This window comes from Microbacterium terregens, from assembly GCF_039534975.1.
In the GTDB taxonomy this organism is placed as follows: domain Bacteria; phylum Actinomycetota; class Actinomycetes; order Actinomycetales; family Microbacteriaceae; genus Microbacterium; species Microbacterium terregens.
Genome location: NZ_BAAAWH010000001.1, coordinates 963,004 through 979,058, shown reverse-complemented (window position 1 = coordinate 979,058; position 16,055 = coordinate 963,004). Strand labels below are relative to the sequence as shown.

At 69.9% G+C, this 16,055-nt stretch carries 15 protein-coding genes; 9 read left to right on the top strand and 6 right to left on the bottom strand.

Translation table 11 applies throughout. The features are described from left to right. Positions 1-4 precede the first annotated feature (4 nt). Positions 5-589 (bottom strand): hypothetical protein, encoded by a 585-nt coding sequence (locus tag ABD655_RS04450; RefSeq protein ID WP_344711907.1) that lies wholly within the window; start codon positions 587-589, stop codon positions 5-7. 538 nt (positions 590-1,127) lie between these two features. On the opposite strand from ABD655_RS04450, the gene ABD655_RS04445 reads away from it, so the two are divergent. The 4 genes from ABD655_RS04445 to ABD655_RS04430 all read left to right on the top strand — a co-directional run bounded on the left by ABD655_RS04445 (position 1,128) and on the right by ABD655_RS04430 (position 5,926). Further along, complete coding sequence (locus ABD655_RS04445; RefSeq protein WP_344711905.1) at positions 1,128-2,708, top strand: sugar transferase; 1,581 nt, start codon at positions 1,128-1,130, stop codon at positions 2,706-2,708. Positions 2,709-2,915: 207 nt separating this feature from the next. Next, positions 2,916-4,349 (top strand): glycosyltransferase family 4 protein, encoded by a 1,434-nt coding sequence (locus ABD655_RS04440; protein WP_344711903.1) that lies wholly within the window; start codon positions 2,916-2,918, stop codon positions 4,347-4,349. A 3-nt stretch (positions 4,350-4,352) separates the two neighbouring features. Further along, complete coding sequence (locus tag ABD655_RS04435) at positions 4,353-5,276, top strand: glycosyltransferase family 2 protein (protein ID WP_344711902.1); 924 nt, start codon at positions 4,353-4,355, stop codon at positions 5,274-5,276. Next, positions 5,273-5,926, top strand: coding sequence for a polysaccharide deacetylase family protein (locus ABD655_RS04430; RefSeq protein ID WP_344711900.1), 654 nt, complete (start codon positions 5,273-5,275; stop codon positions 5,924-5,926). Before ABD655_RS04435 ends, ABD655_RS04430 begins: the two co-directional genes overlap by 4 nt. 13 nt (positions 5,927-5,939) lie before the next feature. Here ABD655_RS04430 and ABD655_RS04425 read toward each other — a convergent pair whose 3' ends face one another. Both ABD655_RS04425 and ABD655_RS04420 read right to left on the bottom strand, forming a co-directional pair. Next, positions 5,940-6,806 carry a GNAT family N-acetyltransferase gene (locus ABD655_RS04425; protein WP_344711898.1) on the bottom strand — a complete coding sequence of 289 codons (867 nt, stop codon included), beginning with the start codon at positions 6,804-6,806 and terminating at the stop codon, positions 5,940-5,942. Further along, complete coding sequence (locus ABD655_RS04420; RefSeq protein WP_344711896.1) at positions 6,806-7,258, bottom strand: VanZ family protein; 453 nt, start codon at positions 7,256-7,258, stop codon at positions 6,806-6,808. The genes ABD655_RS04425 and ABD655_RS04420 overlap by 1 nt, the downstream gene beginning before the upstream one ends. 250 nt (positions 7,259-7,508) lie before the next feature. Between ABD655_RS04420 and ABD655_RS04415 the strand changes: the two genes are divergently transcribed. Beyond that, entirely contained in the window at positions 7,509-9,020 is a 1,512-nt protein-coding gene (locus ABD655_RS04415) for a DUF4082 domain-containing protein (RefSeq protein WP_344711894.1), read from the top strand. A gap of 50 nt (positions 9,021-9,070) precedes the next feature. On the opposite strand, the gene ABD655_RS04410 is transcribed toward ABD655_RS04415, so the two are convergent. Continuing rightward, entirely contained in the window at positions 9,071-9,781 is a 711-nt protein-coding gene (locus ABD655_RS04410; RefSeq protein WP_344711892.1) for a hypothetical protein, read from the bottom strand. Between the two features lie 66 nt (positions 9,782-9,847). On the opposite strand from ABD655_RS04410, the gene ABD655_RS04405 reads away from it, so the two are divergent. The 4 genes from ABD655_RS04405 to ABD655_RS04390 are packed head-to-tail and all read left to right on the top strand — an operon-like array spanning position 9,848 to position 14,079. Beyond that, positions 9,848-10,618: a hypothetical protein gene (locus ABD655_RS04405; RefSeq protein ID WP_344711890.1), complete on the top strand. Its 771-nt coding sequence runs from the start codon at positions 9,848-9,850 to the stop codon at positions 10,616-10,618. Beyond that, a complete protein-coding gene (locus ABD655_RS04400; protein WP_344711889.1) occupies positions 10,615-11,919 on the top strand; it encodes an O-antigen ligase family protein in 1,305 nt (434 codons plus the stop codon). Before ABD655_RS04405 ends, ABD655_RS04400 begins: the two co-directional genes overlap by 4 nt. Continuing rightward, complete coding sequence (locus ABD655_RS04395; RefSeq protein WP_344711887.1) at positions 11,916-12,827, top strand: glycosyltransferase family 2 protein; 912 nt, start codon at positions 11,916-11,918, stop codon at positions 12,825-12,827. The genes ABD655_RS04400 and ABD655_RS04395 overlap by 4 nt, the downstream gene beginning before the upstream one ends. Positions 12,828-12,849: 22 nt before the next feature. Next, positions 12,850-14,079, top strand: coding sequence for a glycosyltransferase family 4 protein (locus ABD655_RS04390; protein ID WP_344711885.1), 1,230 nt, complete (start codon positions 12,850-12,852; stop codon positions 14,077-14,079). Here the strand turns inward: ABD655_RS04390 and ABD655_RS04385 are convergent. Together ABD655_RS04385 and ABD655_RS04380 are read right to left on the bottom strand one after the other, a co-directional pair. Then, positions 14,057-15,778: a hypothetical protein gene (locus ABD655_RS04385; RefSeq protein WP_344711883.1), complete on the bottom strand. Its 1,722-nt coding sequence runs from the start codon at positions 15,776-15,778 to the stop codon at positions 14,057-14,059. The genes ABD655_RS04390 and ABD655_RS04385 overlap by 23 nt on opposite strands. Continuing rightward, positions 15,775-16,038 carry an acyl carrier protein gene (locus ABD655_RS04380; RefSeq protein ID WP_344711882.1) on the bottom strand — a complete coding sequence of 88 codons (264 nt, stop codon included), beginning with the start codon at positions 16,036-16,038 and terminating at the stop codon, positions 15,775-15,777. Before ABD655_RS04380 ends, ABD655_RS04385 begins: the two co-directional genes overlap by 4 nt. Between the last annotated feature and the right edge of the window lie 17 nt (positions 16,039-16,055).

Here is a 16,055-nt window from a genome sequence, read left to right as displayed (position 1 = left end):
CCGATCAGTGCGGCCGACGCGAGCGCAGGCGCAGCAGGGCGAAGACCGACCCGAGGGCGATGAGCGCCCCACCGGCGAGTCCGACGACGGGCGTCAGCCCGCTGGTTCCGGTCACGGCGAGAGCGCCGACCGTACTGGCCGGCGCGGCGCCGCAGGCGGGAAGCGTGATCGGGTACGCCAGCGCCGGCACGGACGCCGGCTGCACCTGGATCGTCGCGTTCACGGTGGTGGCCGCGGTGCCCCCGCCCGCGACCCGGCGCAGCTCGGCGCCGGCGGCAGCGGGCAACCGCATGCTGCCTGCGACAGACCCGTCGGTCAGCGGCCCGAGTGTCACGGGCACGGAACGCCCGGGAACATCGATCACGAGCGTCGCCACACCCGTCGAGGCCGCCACGTCGTCCGGATCGGTGATCGTGACGGTGTACGCCAGCCAGAGCTCGGCGTTGCGGCACTCGCCGGTCACTACCGAGCCGGCCAGCGTCGCCCCCGACGGATCCACCGGAGTGTAGTTGTCGGCCGAATCAGCATGAGCTGCCGTCGGTGCCGCGATGAGCGCGGCGGCGACCAGCAGCGTCCCCCATGTACGCATGCGCAATGCCTCCCCAGAAGGCGTTATCGAATCCCGCTCCCCGGCGGGATTCGGCGAGCTCTCAACTCCCCAGCGGAGTGCTCGCGATTCGCATCATAGCCCCTGGACCCCGTGCGAAGGAACAGGGCGGATGCCGCGGCCGCGGATTCGGCATCCGGAACCGTCCCGAGCCGCACGCCCAGGCGCCCGAGATCCGCGGAACGACGCCCGACACGCCGCCCGTGAGAAAAAAGTCGGGACAGATCGCCGGTCTTGGGGCTATGCTTCGAACCGCACATCCGACATCGCAAGATGCCGAGAGTGCACTGCCGAGGGGTCGGCAGTGTAGGACCTCCCGATCTGGGGTCGGGCACGAGGTCTTCTCTTCGATGTGCGCGCGGGTATGGGGCCCGCATCTGGGGAAACACTGGGGAATGTACGTCATGGGGAGACGTCAATTGGCGTACCCGTGCACCGTTGGAGGTGCGCGGTTGCGCATTTTCGATGATGCACGGGTACGTCATCAGCCTGTTCGCGCGCGCCGATTCGGGGCGCGCAGATGACCACCGTCCGGGTCGGTGCCGCACCGTGGATAACGCCTGTCCCGGAGCTGCCGGTTCGCCCGAAAGCGCCGTCCGACCGCGTCGGTCCGGACGCCGCACTCACCCGCTCGCCGGCGGTTCAAGCCGCAGCCAGGCAGGTCACGCCGGCTCTCGAACGTCGCCGCCTCGAAGAGCGCCGCTACCGCTGGCGCTTGATCGCGACCGATACCGCGGTGATCGTCGCCGTCACCGCGGGCGCCGCGCTCCTGCAGCTGATCGCCACAGGTCCGCAGGTGCTCATCGAGGACCCGTGGGTCATCTGCCGGCTGCCGCTGGCGGCCGCTGTCGCGTGGACGGTGATGCTGTGGGCCTTCCAGACCCGCTCGGCCCGGGTCACCGGCGCGGGGAGCACCGAGTACAAACTCGTCGCCCACGCCACCGGCCTTGCCTTCGGAGTGCTTGCGATGGCGTTCATCGTGCTCCAGTGGCAGGGGCTTCGTTATCAGCTCATTCTCGCCCTGCCCGTGGGTCTGCTCGCCCTGCTGATCGCCCGCCGCGGCTGGCGGCGCTGGCTGATCGCGCAGCGACGGGGCGGCAACTACGTGTCCCGGGCTCTCGTGGTCGGCCGGCGCGCCGACATCGAGCACGTCATCTCCACGCTCGAGCGCGACGACCAGCGCGGCTACCAGGTCGTGGGAACCGCGCTGGATGAGGTGCCCGTCGGATCCGACGTGATCGTTCCGACCGGGGTCTACCCGGTGGTGGGTACGCCTGAGACCGTCGCCGAGGCAGCGCGCCAGGTCGGCGCCGACACGATCATCGTGGCGAGCCAGTTGGCGGACGCCGAGTACACGCGGCGCCTCAGCTGGCAGCTGGAGGGGACCGCCGCCGATCTGGTGCTCTCCAGCAGGCTCACCGATGTCGCGGGGCCGCGGATCTCGTTGCGCCAGGTGGAGGGGCTCCCCCTGGTGCAGGTGCGGATCCCTTCGTTCGAGGGAGCGCAGCACGCGTACAAGCGCGCTCTCGACATCCTCGTCGCCGGCGTCGCTCTGGTGCCGATCGCGCTGATCACTCCGCTGATCGCCCTGCTGGTGACGCTGGACTCCCCCGGCCGCGTGTTCTTCCGGCAGCGGCGGGTCGGCTTGAACGGCCAGGAGTTCGACATCCTCAAGTTCCGGACGATGCGCGCGTCGGCCGAGCAGGAGCTGTCCGCTCTGCTCGCGGACAACGAGGGTGCGGGTCCCCTGTTCAAGCTGCACCATGACCCGCGCGTGACGCGCGTCGGTGCGGTGCTGCGCCGTTTGTCGCTGGACGAGCTTCCGCAGTTCTGGAACGTCCTGCGCGGCGACATGAGCGTCGTCGGTCCGCGCCCGCCGCTGCCCAGCGAGGTGGGCGGGTACGACGGTCCCGTCTTCCGCCGCCTGTACATCAAACCGGGCATCACGGGCCTCTGGCAGATCAGCGGCAGGAGCGATCTGTCCTGGGAGCAGAGCGTCCGCCTCGATCTGCACTACGTCGAGAACTGGTCGGTCATGACGGATCTGATGATCATCTGGCGCACCGCCCGGGTGATGGTCCGTCCTCGGGGCGCGTACTGATGCCATGACTGCGCGCACCCATCCTCTGACTCCGGCACCACCATCGCGCACATCCCCATCACACCGAGACCGGATCCACGGCTGCGAACCCCCGATCCCCGGCCGGCCCGCTCGCTTCGGCGCTCAGGCGCCGGCTGCCGCGGCCGTGGGTCCCTCGGGTCGAGCACACCTCTGCGTCCGTTCCCGCTCCCGAGAAGAAGGATGAGCATGTTCCAGAACACCCGAGGCGGTTCGTCCACGCGGCGCCCGCACGTCCTGATCATCGTCCAGAACCTTCCTGTCCCGCTGGATCGACGGGTGTGGCTGGAGTGTCAGGCTCTCGTTTCCCGGGGCTATCGGGTCAGCGTGATCTGCCCGAAGGGTCCCGGTGACGCGGCTCGCGAGCACCTCGATGGCGTCGACATCTACAAGTACGCCCCGGCGCCCGAAGCCGAGGGGCTGGGCGGATTCGCGTGGGAGTTCGCCTACAGCTGGGTGCGCACCGCGTGGCTCAGCCTGCGGGTGCGCCGGGCGGGCCGCTTCGACGTGATCCAGGCCTGCAACCCGCCGGACACGTATTGGCTCCTCGCCCTGCTGTGGCGCGTGGCCGGCGTCCGGTTCGTGTTCGACCACCACGATCTGAACCCCGAGCTGTTCCGGTCCCGCTTCGGAGAGCCCCGCGGCCGCCTCAAGAAGCTGGAGTACCGGGCGCTGCTGTGGCTCGAGCGCCGCTCGTTCCGCGCGGCCGACCACATCATCTCGACGAACGAGTCCTACAAGGCGATCGCCGTCCGTCGCGGCGGTCGGGACGCGTCCGAGGTCACCGTGGTGCGCAGCGGACCGGATACGCAGCAGATGCGCCCCATCTACCCCGAGAACCCGCGCGCCGCGGACGGCATCAACCTCGTCTACGTCGGGATCATGGGTCCGCAGGACGGCGTCGACCAGGCGCTGCACGTCGTGGATGAGCTCGTGCACCGTCGCGGACGCCATAACGTCACCGCGACCCTGCTCGGCTTCGGGGACTGCCTCGAGGACCTCAAGGCAGAGGCGCGGGCGCTGCGGCTGCACGATCACGTGACCTTCACCGGCCGCGTGGACCGCGTGCAGATGGCGGAGTACCTCAGCCGCGGCGACATCGGGCTCTGCCCGGACCTGAAGACGCCGCTGAACGACGTCTCGACGATGAACAAGACGATGGAGTACATGGCTTACGCGCTGCCGTCGGTCGCGTTCGACCTCGTCGAGACGCAGGTCTCGGGAGCCGACACCGTGCTCTACGCCCCGTCCGGCGACGTCGCCGCGTTCGCCGACCAGGTCGAGCGACTGATCGACGACCGCGACCTGCGCGTGCACCTCGGACGCGCGGCCCGGCTCCGCGCCACACAGCTGATGGACTGGCGCCCTCAGGCCGAGGCGTACGTCGGCGTCTACGACACGATCACCGGACACCATCTGGACGCGCCCGCCGTTCCCGAGACATTCGAGGACCCGATCTTCGACGCGCAGGGGCGCCGCTTCGTCGAGCTCGAGGACGCGGCCGCGTTCGATGCCTACCTTCTGGCTCGGGATGCCGAGCGGGCTGCGCCCGTGCAGCCGGTGGCGCCCGTCCCGGCGACGGCCCGTGTCAGCGCCCTGGCTCGGGCAGAGGGCGCGTTCTGACTCATGTCCGGGGCAGACGCGCGCACGACGGCAGGCACCGCCGCCTCGGCGCCCACGCGACCGACGTTCGTGATCGCCGCGCACAACGAGGAGCGCATCATCGGCGCCTGTCTGAACGCGCTCCTCCGGCAGGACGTCTGCGGCGATCAGATCATCGTCGTCGCGAACGGCTGCCGCGATCGGACCGCAGAGGTCGCACAGAGCTACGGCGTCACGGTGATCGACCGTCCGGCACCCGGCAAGGCCGGCGCGCTGAACGCGGGCGATGCGGTGGCGTCGTCGTACCCCCGCGTCTACCTCGACGCCGACATCGTCCCGCCGGACGACGCGATCGCGAGGCTCGTGGCCGCGCTCGACCGGACGCCCCAGGCTCTCGCCGTCGTCCCGCGACGGCGCCTGAACACCGCGGGGCGGCCGTGGCCGGTGCGGGCCTACTTCTCCATCAACGAACGCCTGCCCGCGTTCCGCGACGGCCTGTTCGGGCGCGGGATGATCGTGGTCTCCGAGGCCGGCCGCTCGCGTTTCGGCGCGTTCCCGGCCCTGGTCGCGGACGATCTCTTCCTCGACTCCCAATTCGAACCGGCGGAGAAGGCGGAGGTGAGCGAGGTCGCCGTGCTCGTCGAGGCACCGTACAAGACGCGGGATCTGATGAACCGTCTCGTCCGGGTCAGGCGCGGCAACGCCGAGATGCGCGCCGCGGCGGCGACCGGGCAGATCGCACTCGCAGTGCGCCCCACCGATCGCTGGGCGTGGCTGCGCGTCGCTCTGCCGCATCCGCGGCTCTGGCCCGGCGCGGTGGCGTACTTCTCGATCACGATGGTCGCCGCGCGGCGGGCCCGGCAGACGGCGAGCGCCGGCGCGGGCTGGGGGCAGGACACCAGCACGCGCGAACGTGCTCCTGCGCTGGCGCACGGAATCAGTCCGTGATCAAGAACATCTGCTTCCACGGCATCGGTGTGTGCACCCGCGAACGCGAAGAGGGCGAGTCACAGTACTGGGTGCGCGAGACCCACTTCCTGCGGATGCTGGACGAGATCGCGACACACACGAACGTCCGGCTCAGTTTCGACGACGGAAACATCTCGGATGCCGCGGTCGCACTCCCCGCCATGGAGGACCGCGGCCTGACCGGCACGTTCTTCGCGCTCGCCGGGCGGCTCGACGACCCGGCGAGTCTGTCGCCGGGCGACCTGCGGATCCTGCGCACCGCGGGCATGCAGGTCGGCAACCACGGCTGGTCGCACATCTCGTGGCGCGGCATGTCCGACGAGGTGGCGGCACGCGAGCTGGTCGAGGCGCGGGCAGCGCTCGGCGAAGCGAGCCGGGGACCGGTCGACGAGGCCGCGCTGCCCCTGGGTCAGTACGACCGCAGGGTCATCAACCAGCTCAAACTCAGCGGGTACGCCGGCGTGTACAGCAGTGACCGGTTCCCGGCGCGGCCGAACTCGTGGTTCCAGGCCCGCTACAGCGTCACCGCCGAAGACACGCGCGAGTCGATCCGCGCCCTGATTCTGCGCCGCCCGGGCCTCAGCGACGCGCAGAGCGTGCTCAAGAGCGCGATCAAACGGTGGCGCTAGCGGCAGCGGACGCTCACCACTCCAGCAGCGTCAGCTCGCTGTAGAGGTAGTCGATCCGCTCGGCCGGAACGGCCGTGCCCCGGAACATCTTCACCCGGGGCGACGAGAGGGACCGGCCGGGGTTCGGGGCGAAGCCTAGGATCCTCGGCTCGGCCAAGGTCGCCGCCAGTCCGTGCCGCAGCAGCAGGCGCGACGCCACCGCCGGCCACGCCGCGCGCAGCAGCGAGCGGCTTCCGCCGACGTACAACGGTGTGGCGAAGACGGGCAGTCGCTTGCGGCGGTCTCGGCGGAAGACCAGGTACGCGTGTTCGTTCGCGGCGGTGACCACGAGGTGCCGCGCGGCGGCGGCATGGCGATGATCGCGGTAGACCGCGGCATCCTCTCCTGTGAGGGCCGCCGCGATGACGGCCGGATCCTCCGAGACGTGAACGCCGCGACGGGGCGGGCTCGGCAGGTTGGCGGTCAGCCTCGTCGACGTGTCGAGTCGCACGAATCCGAGCCGTTCGTTCAGGGCGATGACATTGCCGCTCGGCGAGAAGTCCGTGAACACGTCGTCCTTCTGCCCCAGGAGTGCGCGCAGCAGCCGCAGGCTGTGGCTGCGATAGTCCTCCCGCACGCAGAACGCCGCAAGATTGCAGAAGCGCAGCGTCCGCCCGTCGACCTCGCGTTCGGAGGAGACCGCGACGTACACCCCGACGATCCGATCTTCGGCCACCAGTTGGAAGCCGCTGTTCGGCGCTGTCGAGGCCCACGGGGGCGCCAGCAGCCGTTTCCATGCCGCCACCGGCACGCGACGGTTCAGCTGCTCGCGCAGGAACAGGGCGACCGCGTCGAAGTCCGCCTCGATGATGGGGCGCAGCTGGACCGATGCGCTCGCCATCAGGGCGCCGGATCCTCGAGCACGGCCATCGTGTGGGATGCCGCGGTCCGTCGCCTGCGCAGCACGAAGAGCCACGCGATCCCCGCGCCGATCGCCGCGCCGGCCACGTTCGCCAGCACGTCACGCAGACTGGGCTGGCGCGACGGGATGACGAACTGCGCGAGCTCGGCACCGGCCGACAGCAGGAGTGCGAGCACCACGCCCTGCCACGGATGAGGGAACAGCAGCGTCAGAAGCAGACCGAGGGGCACGAACAGCACCACGTTGGCGGCGAACTCGATCCACCCCGAGCCGAACCAGCTGAGCTGAAGATCATGGCGCACCCATTCCGAGAAGGCGTCCAGCGCCCCGGTCACCGAGAACGGCGCGAGCAGAATCGCCGCGGCCAGCGCCGCATACGCCGCGAGGGATACGAGCACGAAGAGGCGGAACGGACCGGGACTTCGAGCCATCGTCACGCCCTCCGTGATGGGTCTCCGGGGGCGTCGGATCGCGCGAACCGGGATCACCGAACACTACCGAAGGCCGGAAAAACTCCGTGAATCTTCTCTCATACCGGGCTGGATTCCAAGGCTGGTGGGGAATACTCCCAATGTCCGACGGAAACCCCCCGTATCGAAACCCCCCTGGATTGTCATGCCTCGTAATGTTCTACGTCCTCGTACGCCCCTGCCCAATCGGCTGAAGCTGGGGATCGCCGCTGTGGCGACCCTGGCTCTCGCCTTCACCGGTGCGGCGGTCGCGCCGGCCCTGGCCGCTCCCGCCACGACAGGCATCTTCGCCGACGACCTCAAACCGAGCTCCGGCGCCGACCGCGACAGAGCCGCCGTCGAACTGGGCGTGCGGTTCTCGCCGGACAAGTCCGGTTCGGTCACCGCCCTGCAGTATTACCAGGGCAGTGGCGCGAAGAACGTCACCACCGCCACACTGTGGTCGGCACAGGGCAGCGTGCTGGCAACCGTGAAGTTCAAGGCCAGCACGACACCGGGGTGGCGCACCATCCCGCTGACCAAGCCGGTCGCACTGACCGGCGGCACCTCCTATGTGGTGTCGTACCAGGCGCCGAACGGCGGCTACCCCTCCATCAGCCGCGATCTCTCGTCGGCCAAGAACCAGAACGGCTTCACGCTGAAGGCCGGTGCCGGCGTCTACCGCTACGGCGCCACGCGCGCGGTGCCGACCTCGACGTTCGCCGGGTCGAACTATCTGGTGGATGTCGTCTACCAGGCCTCCGGCACCACGACGACGCCCGCACCCACGGCCACACCGACGCCGACCGCGACGCCGAAGCCGACCGCGACGCCCACGCCCACGGCGACACCGACGCCGACTCCGACGGCCACTCCGACGCCGACTCCGCCGCCGACGACCACGCCGACACCCCCGGCCTCCGGCGGGTTCGTCGCCCTCGGCCGCTCGTTCCCCAGCTCTGCAACGACCGGGGTCCCCGCCGGGGTCGCTCTGACGGCCTACACCGGTCCCTGCACGATTCAGACCGCCGGGTACGTCATCGACGCCAAGCAGGTCAACTGCTCGCTGCGGATCCTGGCGAAGGATGTCGTGATCAAGAACTCGAAGATCAACGGCTCGGTGTACGCCGACTACAACAACAACGTCGGTTCGTTCACCATCACCGACAGCGAGGTCTTCGCGGGCAACTATGCCGGAACCGGCATCGGGGATGCGTTCTTCACCGCTCTGCGCGTCGAGGTGACCGGCGGAACCCGCTCGATCAACTGCTACGCCAACTGCACGGTGCAGGACTCGTACGTCCACGGCCAGCTGCATGACACGTCCGGCGTCAACCACGAGTCGGGCATCCGCGTCAACACGAACAGCAACCTGATCCACAACACCATCGCGTGCGACGCTCCGGACTTCGCTCCGGATGCCGGCTGCTCCGCCGCGATCACCGGATACCCGGACTTCGATCCGATGCAGAACAACCGGATCGACAACAACCTGATCATCGCGGGATCGGGCGGGTACTGCACGTACGGCGGATCCACCGCGGGCAAGCCGTACTCCGGCCAGACGCGGGACATCCGTTTCACCAACAACGTGTGGCAGCGCGGCACCGAGATGGGTGCAGGCGGCCGCGGGTACGTGTGCGGATACTGGGGACCGGTGACGTCCTTCGACATCAACGCACCCGGTGCGGTCTGGACGAACAACCTGTTCGATGACGGCACGGCGGTCGCTCCGGCGAACTGACCCGAGTCCGTTCTGGGTGGTGCCCCTGCGCAGTGCAGGGGTACCACCCATCAGTGTCTGACCGCCTGCCGATCGGCTCGATCGGAGGCACCCGCGGGTCGAGGTCGGGTGATCATCCCCCGCTCGACCTCGCGGCGCCGACGACGCCGCTCGAGCACCAGGACCACGGTGATGGTCGCGCCCACGCCCAGCGCCAGGGTCATTCCGAGGGCGCGCGGACGGCTGCCTCCGACGTGATTGATCACGGTCGTCTCCGGCGCAGCGAGCGAGGTGATCTCGTTGAAGACGTCGACGCCCCTCTCCTGCTGCAACGCAGCCAGCTCGGTCCGGACGCCCTCCAGCAGGTCCTGCTGCCGCTCCCGGACGGCCTCCAGGGTCGGCCCGACGATGTCCAGGACGAGTCGCTGGGTCGCGAAGTTGGTACCCCACTGACCACCCGTGTCCGGCAGACGCAGGGACCAGCCGTCTCGAATCCCCAGGCCCAGGAGGGTGACATCCGGGGAGGCGAACTTCTGCACTTCGCCCGGGCCGGTGAGCCTCTTGGCCACCACGCCGGCCATGTCGATGACGTCCTCGGACTGCGTGCGCAGGGCGTTCGGGTTCGATGGGCTCGTCGGAGCGAGGAACAGGATCTCGGTACGCGTGAAATACACGCCATCGTCGCTCAGAATCGCCACGCCCGCCATGGCGGTGCACAGCGCCCCCGCCAGCACGATGGGCCAATACCTGAGAACCGCTCGCAAAAGCTCCCAGAAAGTCATACGTCCCCCGGATTAGACTAACTCTGTACGTGGCTTTCGGGGAGTGCTCGTGGGGGGAGGAAGCCCGTGATCGCCGATGTTGTCAAAGCGCTGGCGCGCCGCTGGTACGTCGTGCTGGTCGGACTTCTTCTGACCGCCGGGCTCGCTGTGAGCGCCTACTCCGTGACACCACCGGAGTACAACGCCCGGGCACTGGTCCTCCTGCTTCCCGGCCCGAACGCCGTCGCGGAGGGGGGCAACCCGTTCCTGGCCCTCAGCGGCCTGGAACAACCCGCCAGCATCGTCGTCGCGTACTTCGCCAGCGAGTCCGCCCATACCGAGGTCGAACGTCTTTCGCGCACCGCCGAGTACGAAGTCCTCCTGGATGACTCCACCCGAGGACCCGTCATCTCGGTGGATGTGACCGACCGGACGGCCGAGGCGACGCTGTCGACGCTCGACCACCTGCTGACGCGCATCCCCGAAGAGCTGGCTCGACTGCAGGGCGAGGTCGATGCGCCGGAGTCGTCGGTCATCACATCGATGGAGTTGGCGGTGGACTCCGAGGCGACCCGGGAGACCTCGTCCACGGTGCGGAACGTGATCGCGGCCGTCGTCGTGGGAGTGGTGGTCACCGGGTTCGCCGCCTTCGCGCTGGATGGCCTGCTGCTGCGGCGCAGAATGCGCCGCAGCGCCCCCGCCCCCGCCGACGCGGAATCGTCCACCGATCGACGGCCCCCACGTGCGCCGAGGGGCCGGAGACGGAGTCGTCCCGCACCAACGGCACCGGCGCCGAGCGAGGAACCCGAGGGCGCGGTCACGGGCCCGATCGAGATCCGGGCGGGACGGGATAGTTGACGGCTCTCCTGCCCGTCGCGCAGACGAGGATCCTGACGGACTCGGTCGGATGGCTGACTCTGTACCTCGGGCTGCTGTTGTTCCTCCCCTCCCGCCTGATCGTCGGCCCGCTCGGCAGTGCGGGAGCACCGTCCCTGCTCTTCGGTCTGGGGAGTCTGCTCCTCTGGCTGCTCACCTTCGTCGGCGCCGCACGACGGGCGGTCTCCGAGCCTCAGCCCATCCGGATCGCGCTGGGCATCCTGCTGTTCAGCGTCGGCGTGACCTATGTGCTCGCGATGACAGGCCCCATCAGCCCGGATGAGATCAGCCCCGCAGACGTCGGGCTGCTCGCTCTCGCGTCGTGGTCGGGCACGCTGCTGCTGACGCACGACGGCATCCATCAGAGAAGCCGCCTCGACACGCTCATCTGGCGCTTCGCGGTGTGCGGCGGACTCCTCGCGGTTCTCGGTCTGGTGCAGATCGCGACCCGGCAGCTGTGGGTGGATCAGCTGTCGATCCCCGGCCTGAACGGAGGGCCGTCGTACAGCCTCAGCACCCGCGGCGGGTACCCTCGCCCGGCCGGGACCGCGACGCATCCCATCGAGTACGGCGTCATCCTGGCGATGATCCTTCCGATCGCCCTGCACGTCGGCTTCTGCCACAATCATCGCCCACTGGTGGTGCGGTGGCTTCCTGCTCTCGCACTCGCCGCCATCATCCCGCTCACCTCGTCGCGGTCCGCGTATCTCGGCGCTGCCGTCGCCGTCCTCGTCTGCCTGGTGGCATGGTCACCCGCCCGACGGCGATACGTCCTGGCCGTGGCGGTTGCCGGCGTGCTGGCGATGGTGGTGCTGGTGCCGAGCTTCGTCGGCTCCATCGTCGGCCTGTTCACCGGTGCGGGCGATGACCCGAGCATCACCTCGCGCACCGACAGCTTCGCGTTCGCCGGGGACTTCATCGCCCGGGATCCGTGGTTCGGACGCGGCTTGGGCACCCTGCTGCCCAAGTACCGGATCTTCGACAACCAGTATCTGCTGCTCCTGGTGACGATCGGGATCGTCGGCACTCTCGCGTTCCTCGCGCTGGGGATCACCGCGGCGGTGACCCTGTTCCGGCTTCGGGCTCGGCTGCGCGACGAGGCGTCGCGCGACCTGGCGGTGGCGCTGGCCGCGGCCGTCTGCGCGGGATTCACGTGCCTGTTCATGTTCGACGCGTTCGCGTTCCCGATGACGATGGGGACGCTGTTCCTGATCCTGGGCCTGGGCGGCGCGCTCCGCCGGATAGAAGATGCCAAAGCAGGTCTGGCGGCGCTCCTGCGATGACCGACGCGCCGCCCGTGGACATCGCTGCCGTCGTCGTGACGTTCAACAGCGAACACCACATCACCGAGCTGCTGGACAGCATCCCCGCCGCAATGGGACAGCTGACGTATTCGGTCGTCGTCGTCGACAACGGCTCGACCGACGCCACCCTGGCGATCCTGGACGGCCGCGCGGACTGCACGGTGATCCGCTCCCACAACGACGGGTACGCCGCGGGCATGAACCGCGCCGTGCGTCATTCGCCGCAGGCTTCCGCGATCCTCATCCTCAACCCCGACGCCGTGCTCGACCCCGGCTCGGTGCCATCGATGTACGCCGTGCTGCGCAAGCCGGGGACCGCCGTGGTCGCTCCGCGCGTGCGGGAGCAGGACGGGAGCCTGTCACCGACGCTGCGGCGGGGTCCGACGATGGGCCGCGTGGGTGGGTTGAGCTTCACCGGCAGGCCGATGTTCACCGAACGCATCGAGGATCCGCAGCAATACGAGACCGAGCACGAGGTGGAGTGGGCGGTGGGCGCGATCCTGCTCGTGGACGGCGCACGCTACGCGGCGCTCGGGGGGATGGACGAGTCGTACTTCCTCTACTCGGAAGAGACCGACTTCAGCCTGCGCGCCAAGGACGCCGGGTGGGCCACGGTGTACACGCCCGCGGCGGGCGCCATGCACATCGGCGGCGGATCAGGAGAGAGCGCGACGACCCACACGATGAAGATCCTCAACCGCGTGCGGCTGTACCGCCGGCGAACCGGCACCGTCCGGGCGATCGTCTACTTCTGGCTGACCGTCGCGACCGAGGTGCGACGGGGGCTGCTCGGCCACGCCAAGTCCTGGCCGACCGTGCGGGCGCTGCTGCATCCGAAAGAGCGGCCGCCGCTGCTCGGAGCACGCGATAGCCTCCTCCCCAGATGAACCCACCGAGAGGCCGACCGGCATGAAAGTCCTGATGATCGCACCGGCGTGCGACGGCGAGGACATCGGAGAAGCGTGGGTCGCCTTCCAGTGGGCGCGGATGCTCTCGGAGGAGCACGACCTCACCCTGTTGACGACCTTCAAGCGCGGCCATACGCCCTCCGCGCAGCAGCTGCCCGGCGTTCGCGTCATCGAGTGGGAGGAGCCGCCCGGCGTGGGCCGATTCGAGCGGCTCAACAGCCTGATGCAGCCCGGGTACCTGCCCTTCTACGTCCGTGCGCAGCGATGGATCCGGCGGCGACAGGCTGCGGGTGAGCAGTTCGACGTCGCCCATCAGCCGGTACCGGTCGCGATGCGCTACCCGTCGCCGGCGGCGGGGCTGGGCATCCCTCTCCTCATCGGCCCGGTGGGCGGCAGCCTCGACTCGCCGCCGGCGTTCACCGAGGAGGAGGGAGCGACGCCGTGGTGGCAACGGCTGCGCGCCCTCGACGCCTGGCGGATCCGACGCGATCCGCTGCTGCGACGCACGTACGAGTCGGCCGCGTGCGTGATCGGCGTAGCCCCGTACGTGCAGGATTTCCTCAGCGGGCTCCGGCTGCGGCAGTTCGAGATCATGAGCGAGACGGCCGTCCACTCCGTTCCCGCACCGGTGGATCGCTCCCGACGCGATGGCCCGGTGCGACTCCTCTTCGTGGGCAGGATCGTGCGCACCAAGGGGCTCCGCGACGTCGTCACGGCCCTCGGTCGCACGCGGGATCTGAACGTGACCCTCGATGTCGTCGGCGACGGCAACGACCGTGCGGCGTGCGAGGCCCTCGTCGCCGAGCTCGGTCTGAGCGCGCGGGTCGCCTTCCACGGCAAGGTCCCGCGTGACGACGTGGACGGTTTCTACGAGCGCGCCGACGTCTTCGTCTTCCCGAGCTATCGGGAGCCCGGCGGGAATGTCAGCCTCGAGGCGATGGCGTACGGGCTTCCCCTCATCGTCTGCCGCCGCGGCGGGCCCGGCGCGAACGTCGACGACTCCTGCGCGTTCCGGCTCGACGCGGACTCCCCCGCCCAGCTGGCAGCCGACGTCGCCGCGGCGATCCGCACACTCGTCGAGGATCCGGATCTCCGACAGCGCATGGGGGATGCCGCGCGCGAACGCGCCGCCCGCACCCACCTCTGGGCGCACCGCCTCGAGCGCGTGAACCGGCTGTACGAAGAGATCGCCGCGCCCGCGGTGGGCTCTACCCGGGGTCGGGCGAACTGACCACGATCAGGTTGGTCACGAACGCGACCGAGCTCGGACGCGGTTCGACGCGTCCCGCGAGCACCGCCTCCACCCAGTCGGCGCGCACGAAGTCCAGTCCATTGACGGGATCCAGCAGCCCGGGGTTCTCCCGCCAGTGCGCGACGACCTTCGCCGCCATGATCGATCCGCCGGCCGGCGGGCGGTTGCCTCGACGCAGCCGCTGCAGAGCCTTGCGCGCTGCCCGGCGACCGGTGCGCACCGCGTCCAGCGCCGGCTGCCAGGGCACCGGGTTCGCGTACGCCGACGGCGGCGGGCGTCCATCGAGGGGCATCACGCCGAGCTCGGGATCCAGTTCCATCTGCAGCGCACCGAGGAATCGGGCGTGCGCCTTGTCCTGCGGTCGCAGTCGCGCGGCGATGTCGAGGAAACCCGGGTCGAGCATGGGATTGATGACCACGCGCTGGTCGGACACGGCCACGTCCGTGGCGCCCGCCCAGCGCTGCATGCGATGGCCGACGTACAGCTCATCGGCCGCCCGGAACCACTCGTCCCCGCCGGCGCGCAGCGCGTCGTAGACCGCCCGGTTGGCGGCCTCTCGCGCCTGCGTGCTGAACTCGTCCGTGAGCAGGCCCGGTTCGACCGCCTCGTTCACGAACATCCGCCATGCCGCCAGCTGCTCGGCATCCTTCCGGGTGTACGGCCGGTCCCGGGTCCGCCCGACGTAGTAGAAGCCCCGCGCGATCTCGCCGCCCAGCCCCGAGATCCGCACGCCCTGGTCGAAGTCGCGCTCGGCGATCCGCTGCGCCGCGAGCGCGACCGGGTCGGCCATGCCGTCCAGGCGGATGGCGTCGGCGCGGCACAGCTCCCACGCCTGGGCGGCGGTGACCGCAGCGACGTCGGTGAGCCCGTGCACGGAATGGTGGATGCCGTAGCGCGCCGTGATCGCCCGCGCCCGCGCGACGTCTCCCGTCCCCGGCACCTCCAGCGTCATCGCCCGGAGCCCACGCCGCCGGCGTTCGGGAATCGCGCTGAGCAGCAGCCGCGAGTCCATGCCGCCGGTGAGCTGGAGCACCGCCTCGGGGTGATCGTCGAGCAGGGCGTTGAGGGACACCCGCAGGAGCGCGGCTGCCTCGTGCACCGCGTCGGTGAGCTCGATCGGGGCTGTCGCGCGCGCACGTGATGCGGAGACCGCCACCCCGTCCTCGCCGAGGCGGGCGACCGCGCCCGGGTCGAGCTTGCGGATGCCGTCGAACAGCGTGCGCTGTCCCATCTGCCAGCCGAGCAGCGACTGGATCCCGACGGCCGTGCGATCCAGCGGCGCGGACGCGGCCCACCCGGCCTGCAGCGCGGAGCTGGACAGCACCGCGCTCCCGGCACTCCCGGTCTCGGTGTGGAACAGGTGCTGGAACCCCAGCGAATCCGCGACCATCGACACGCCGCCCTCGTCGACGCCGACAGCCCCGAACGGGGGCAGAAGCCGGGTGAGGGCGTGCGGATCAGCGCGCATCAGTTCGGCGACCTCGCGGTCCGTCACGTTTCCGTCCGCCCGCCGCACCACCCGCGAGACCGCCAGTACCGCGTTCGAGCCCGCGGTGGAACGCAACCCCCGGTGATCCAGCTGCACGGGGCCACCGGTGGCACGCGTCCCACCGGGCGCGCCCGGTGGGACGGGGCGCGCCGTGGTGGCGAGGAAGCCGGCGAGGGCGGCGGAGTTCATCGCACCGCCGACGCCCGCTTCGCGTCCACGAACGCGGTGAGCGAGCCGACGGTGTCGAACAGCTCTGCGCCGAACTCGTCGTCGTCGATCGTGATGTCGAAACGCTCCTCGATCGCGGCGACGAGGGCCACGACGCCGAACGAATCCAGCTCCGGGAGCGCGCCGAACAGCGCCGTGTCTGCACTCAGTTCGTCGGGCTGCTGCGGCAGTTCCAGCGCCTCGACGAGAACAGTGCGCACAGCATCCAGGGTTTCGGTCATGTCGGTCTCCTTCGGTC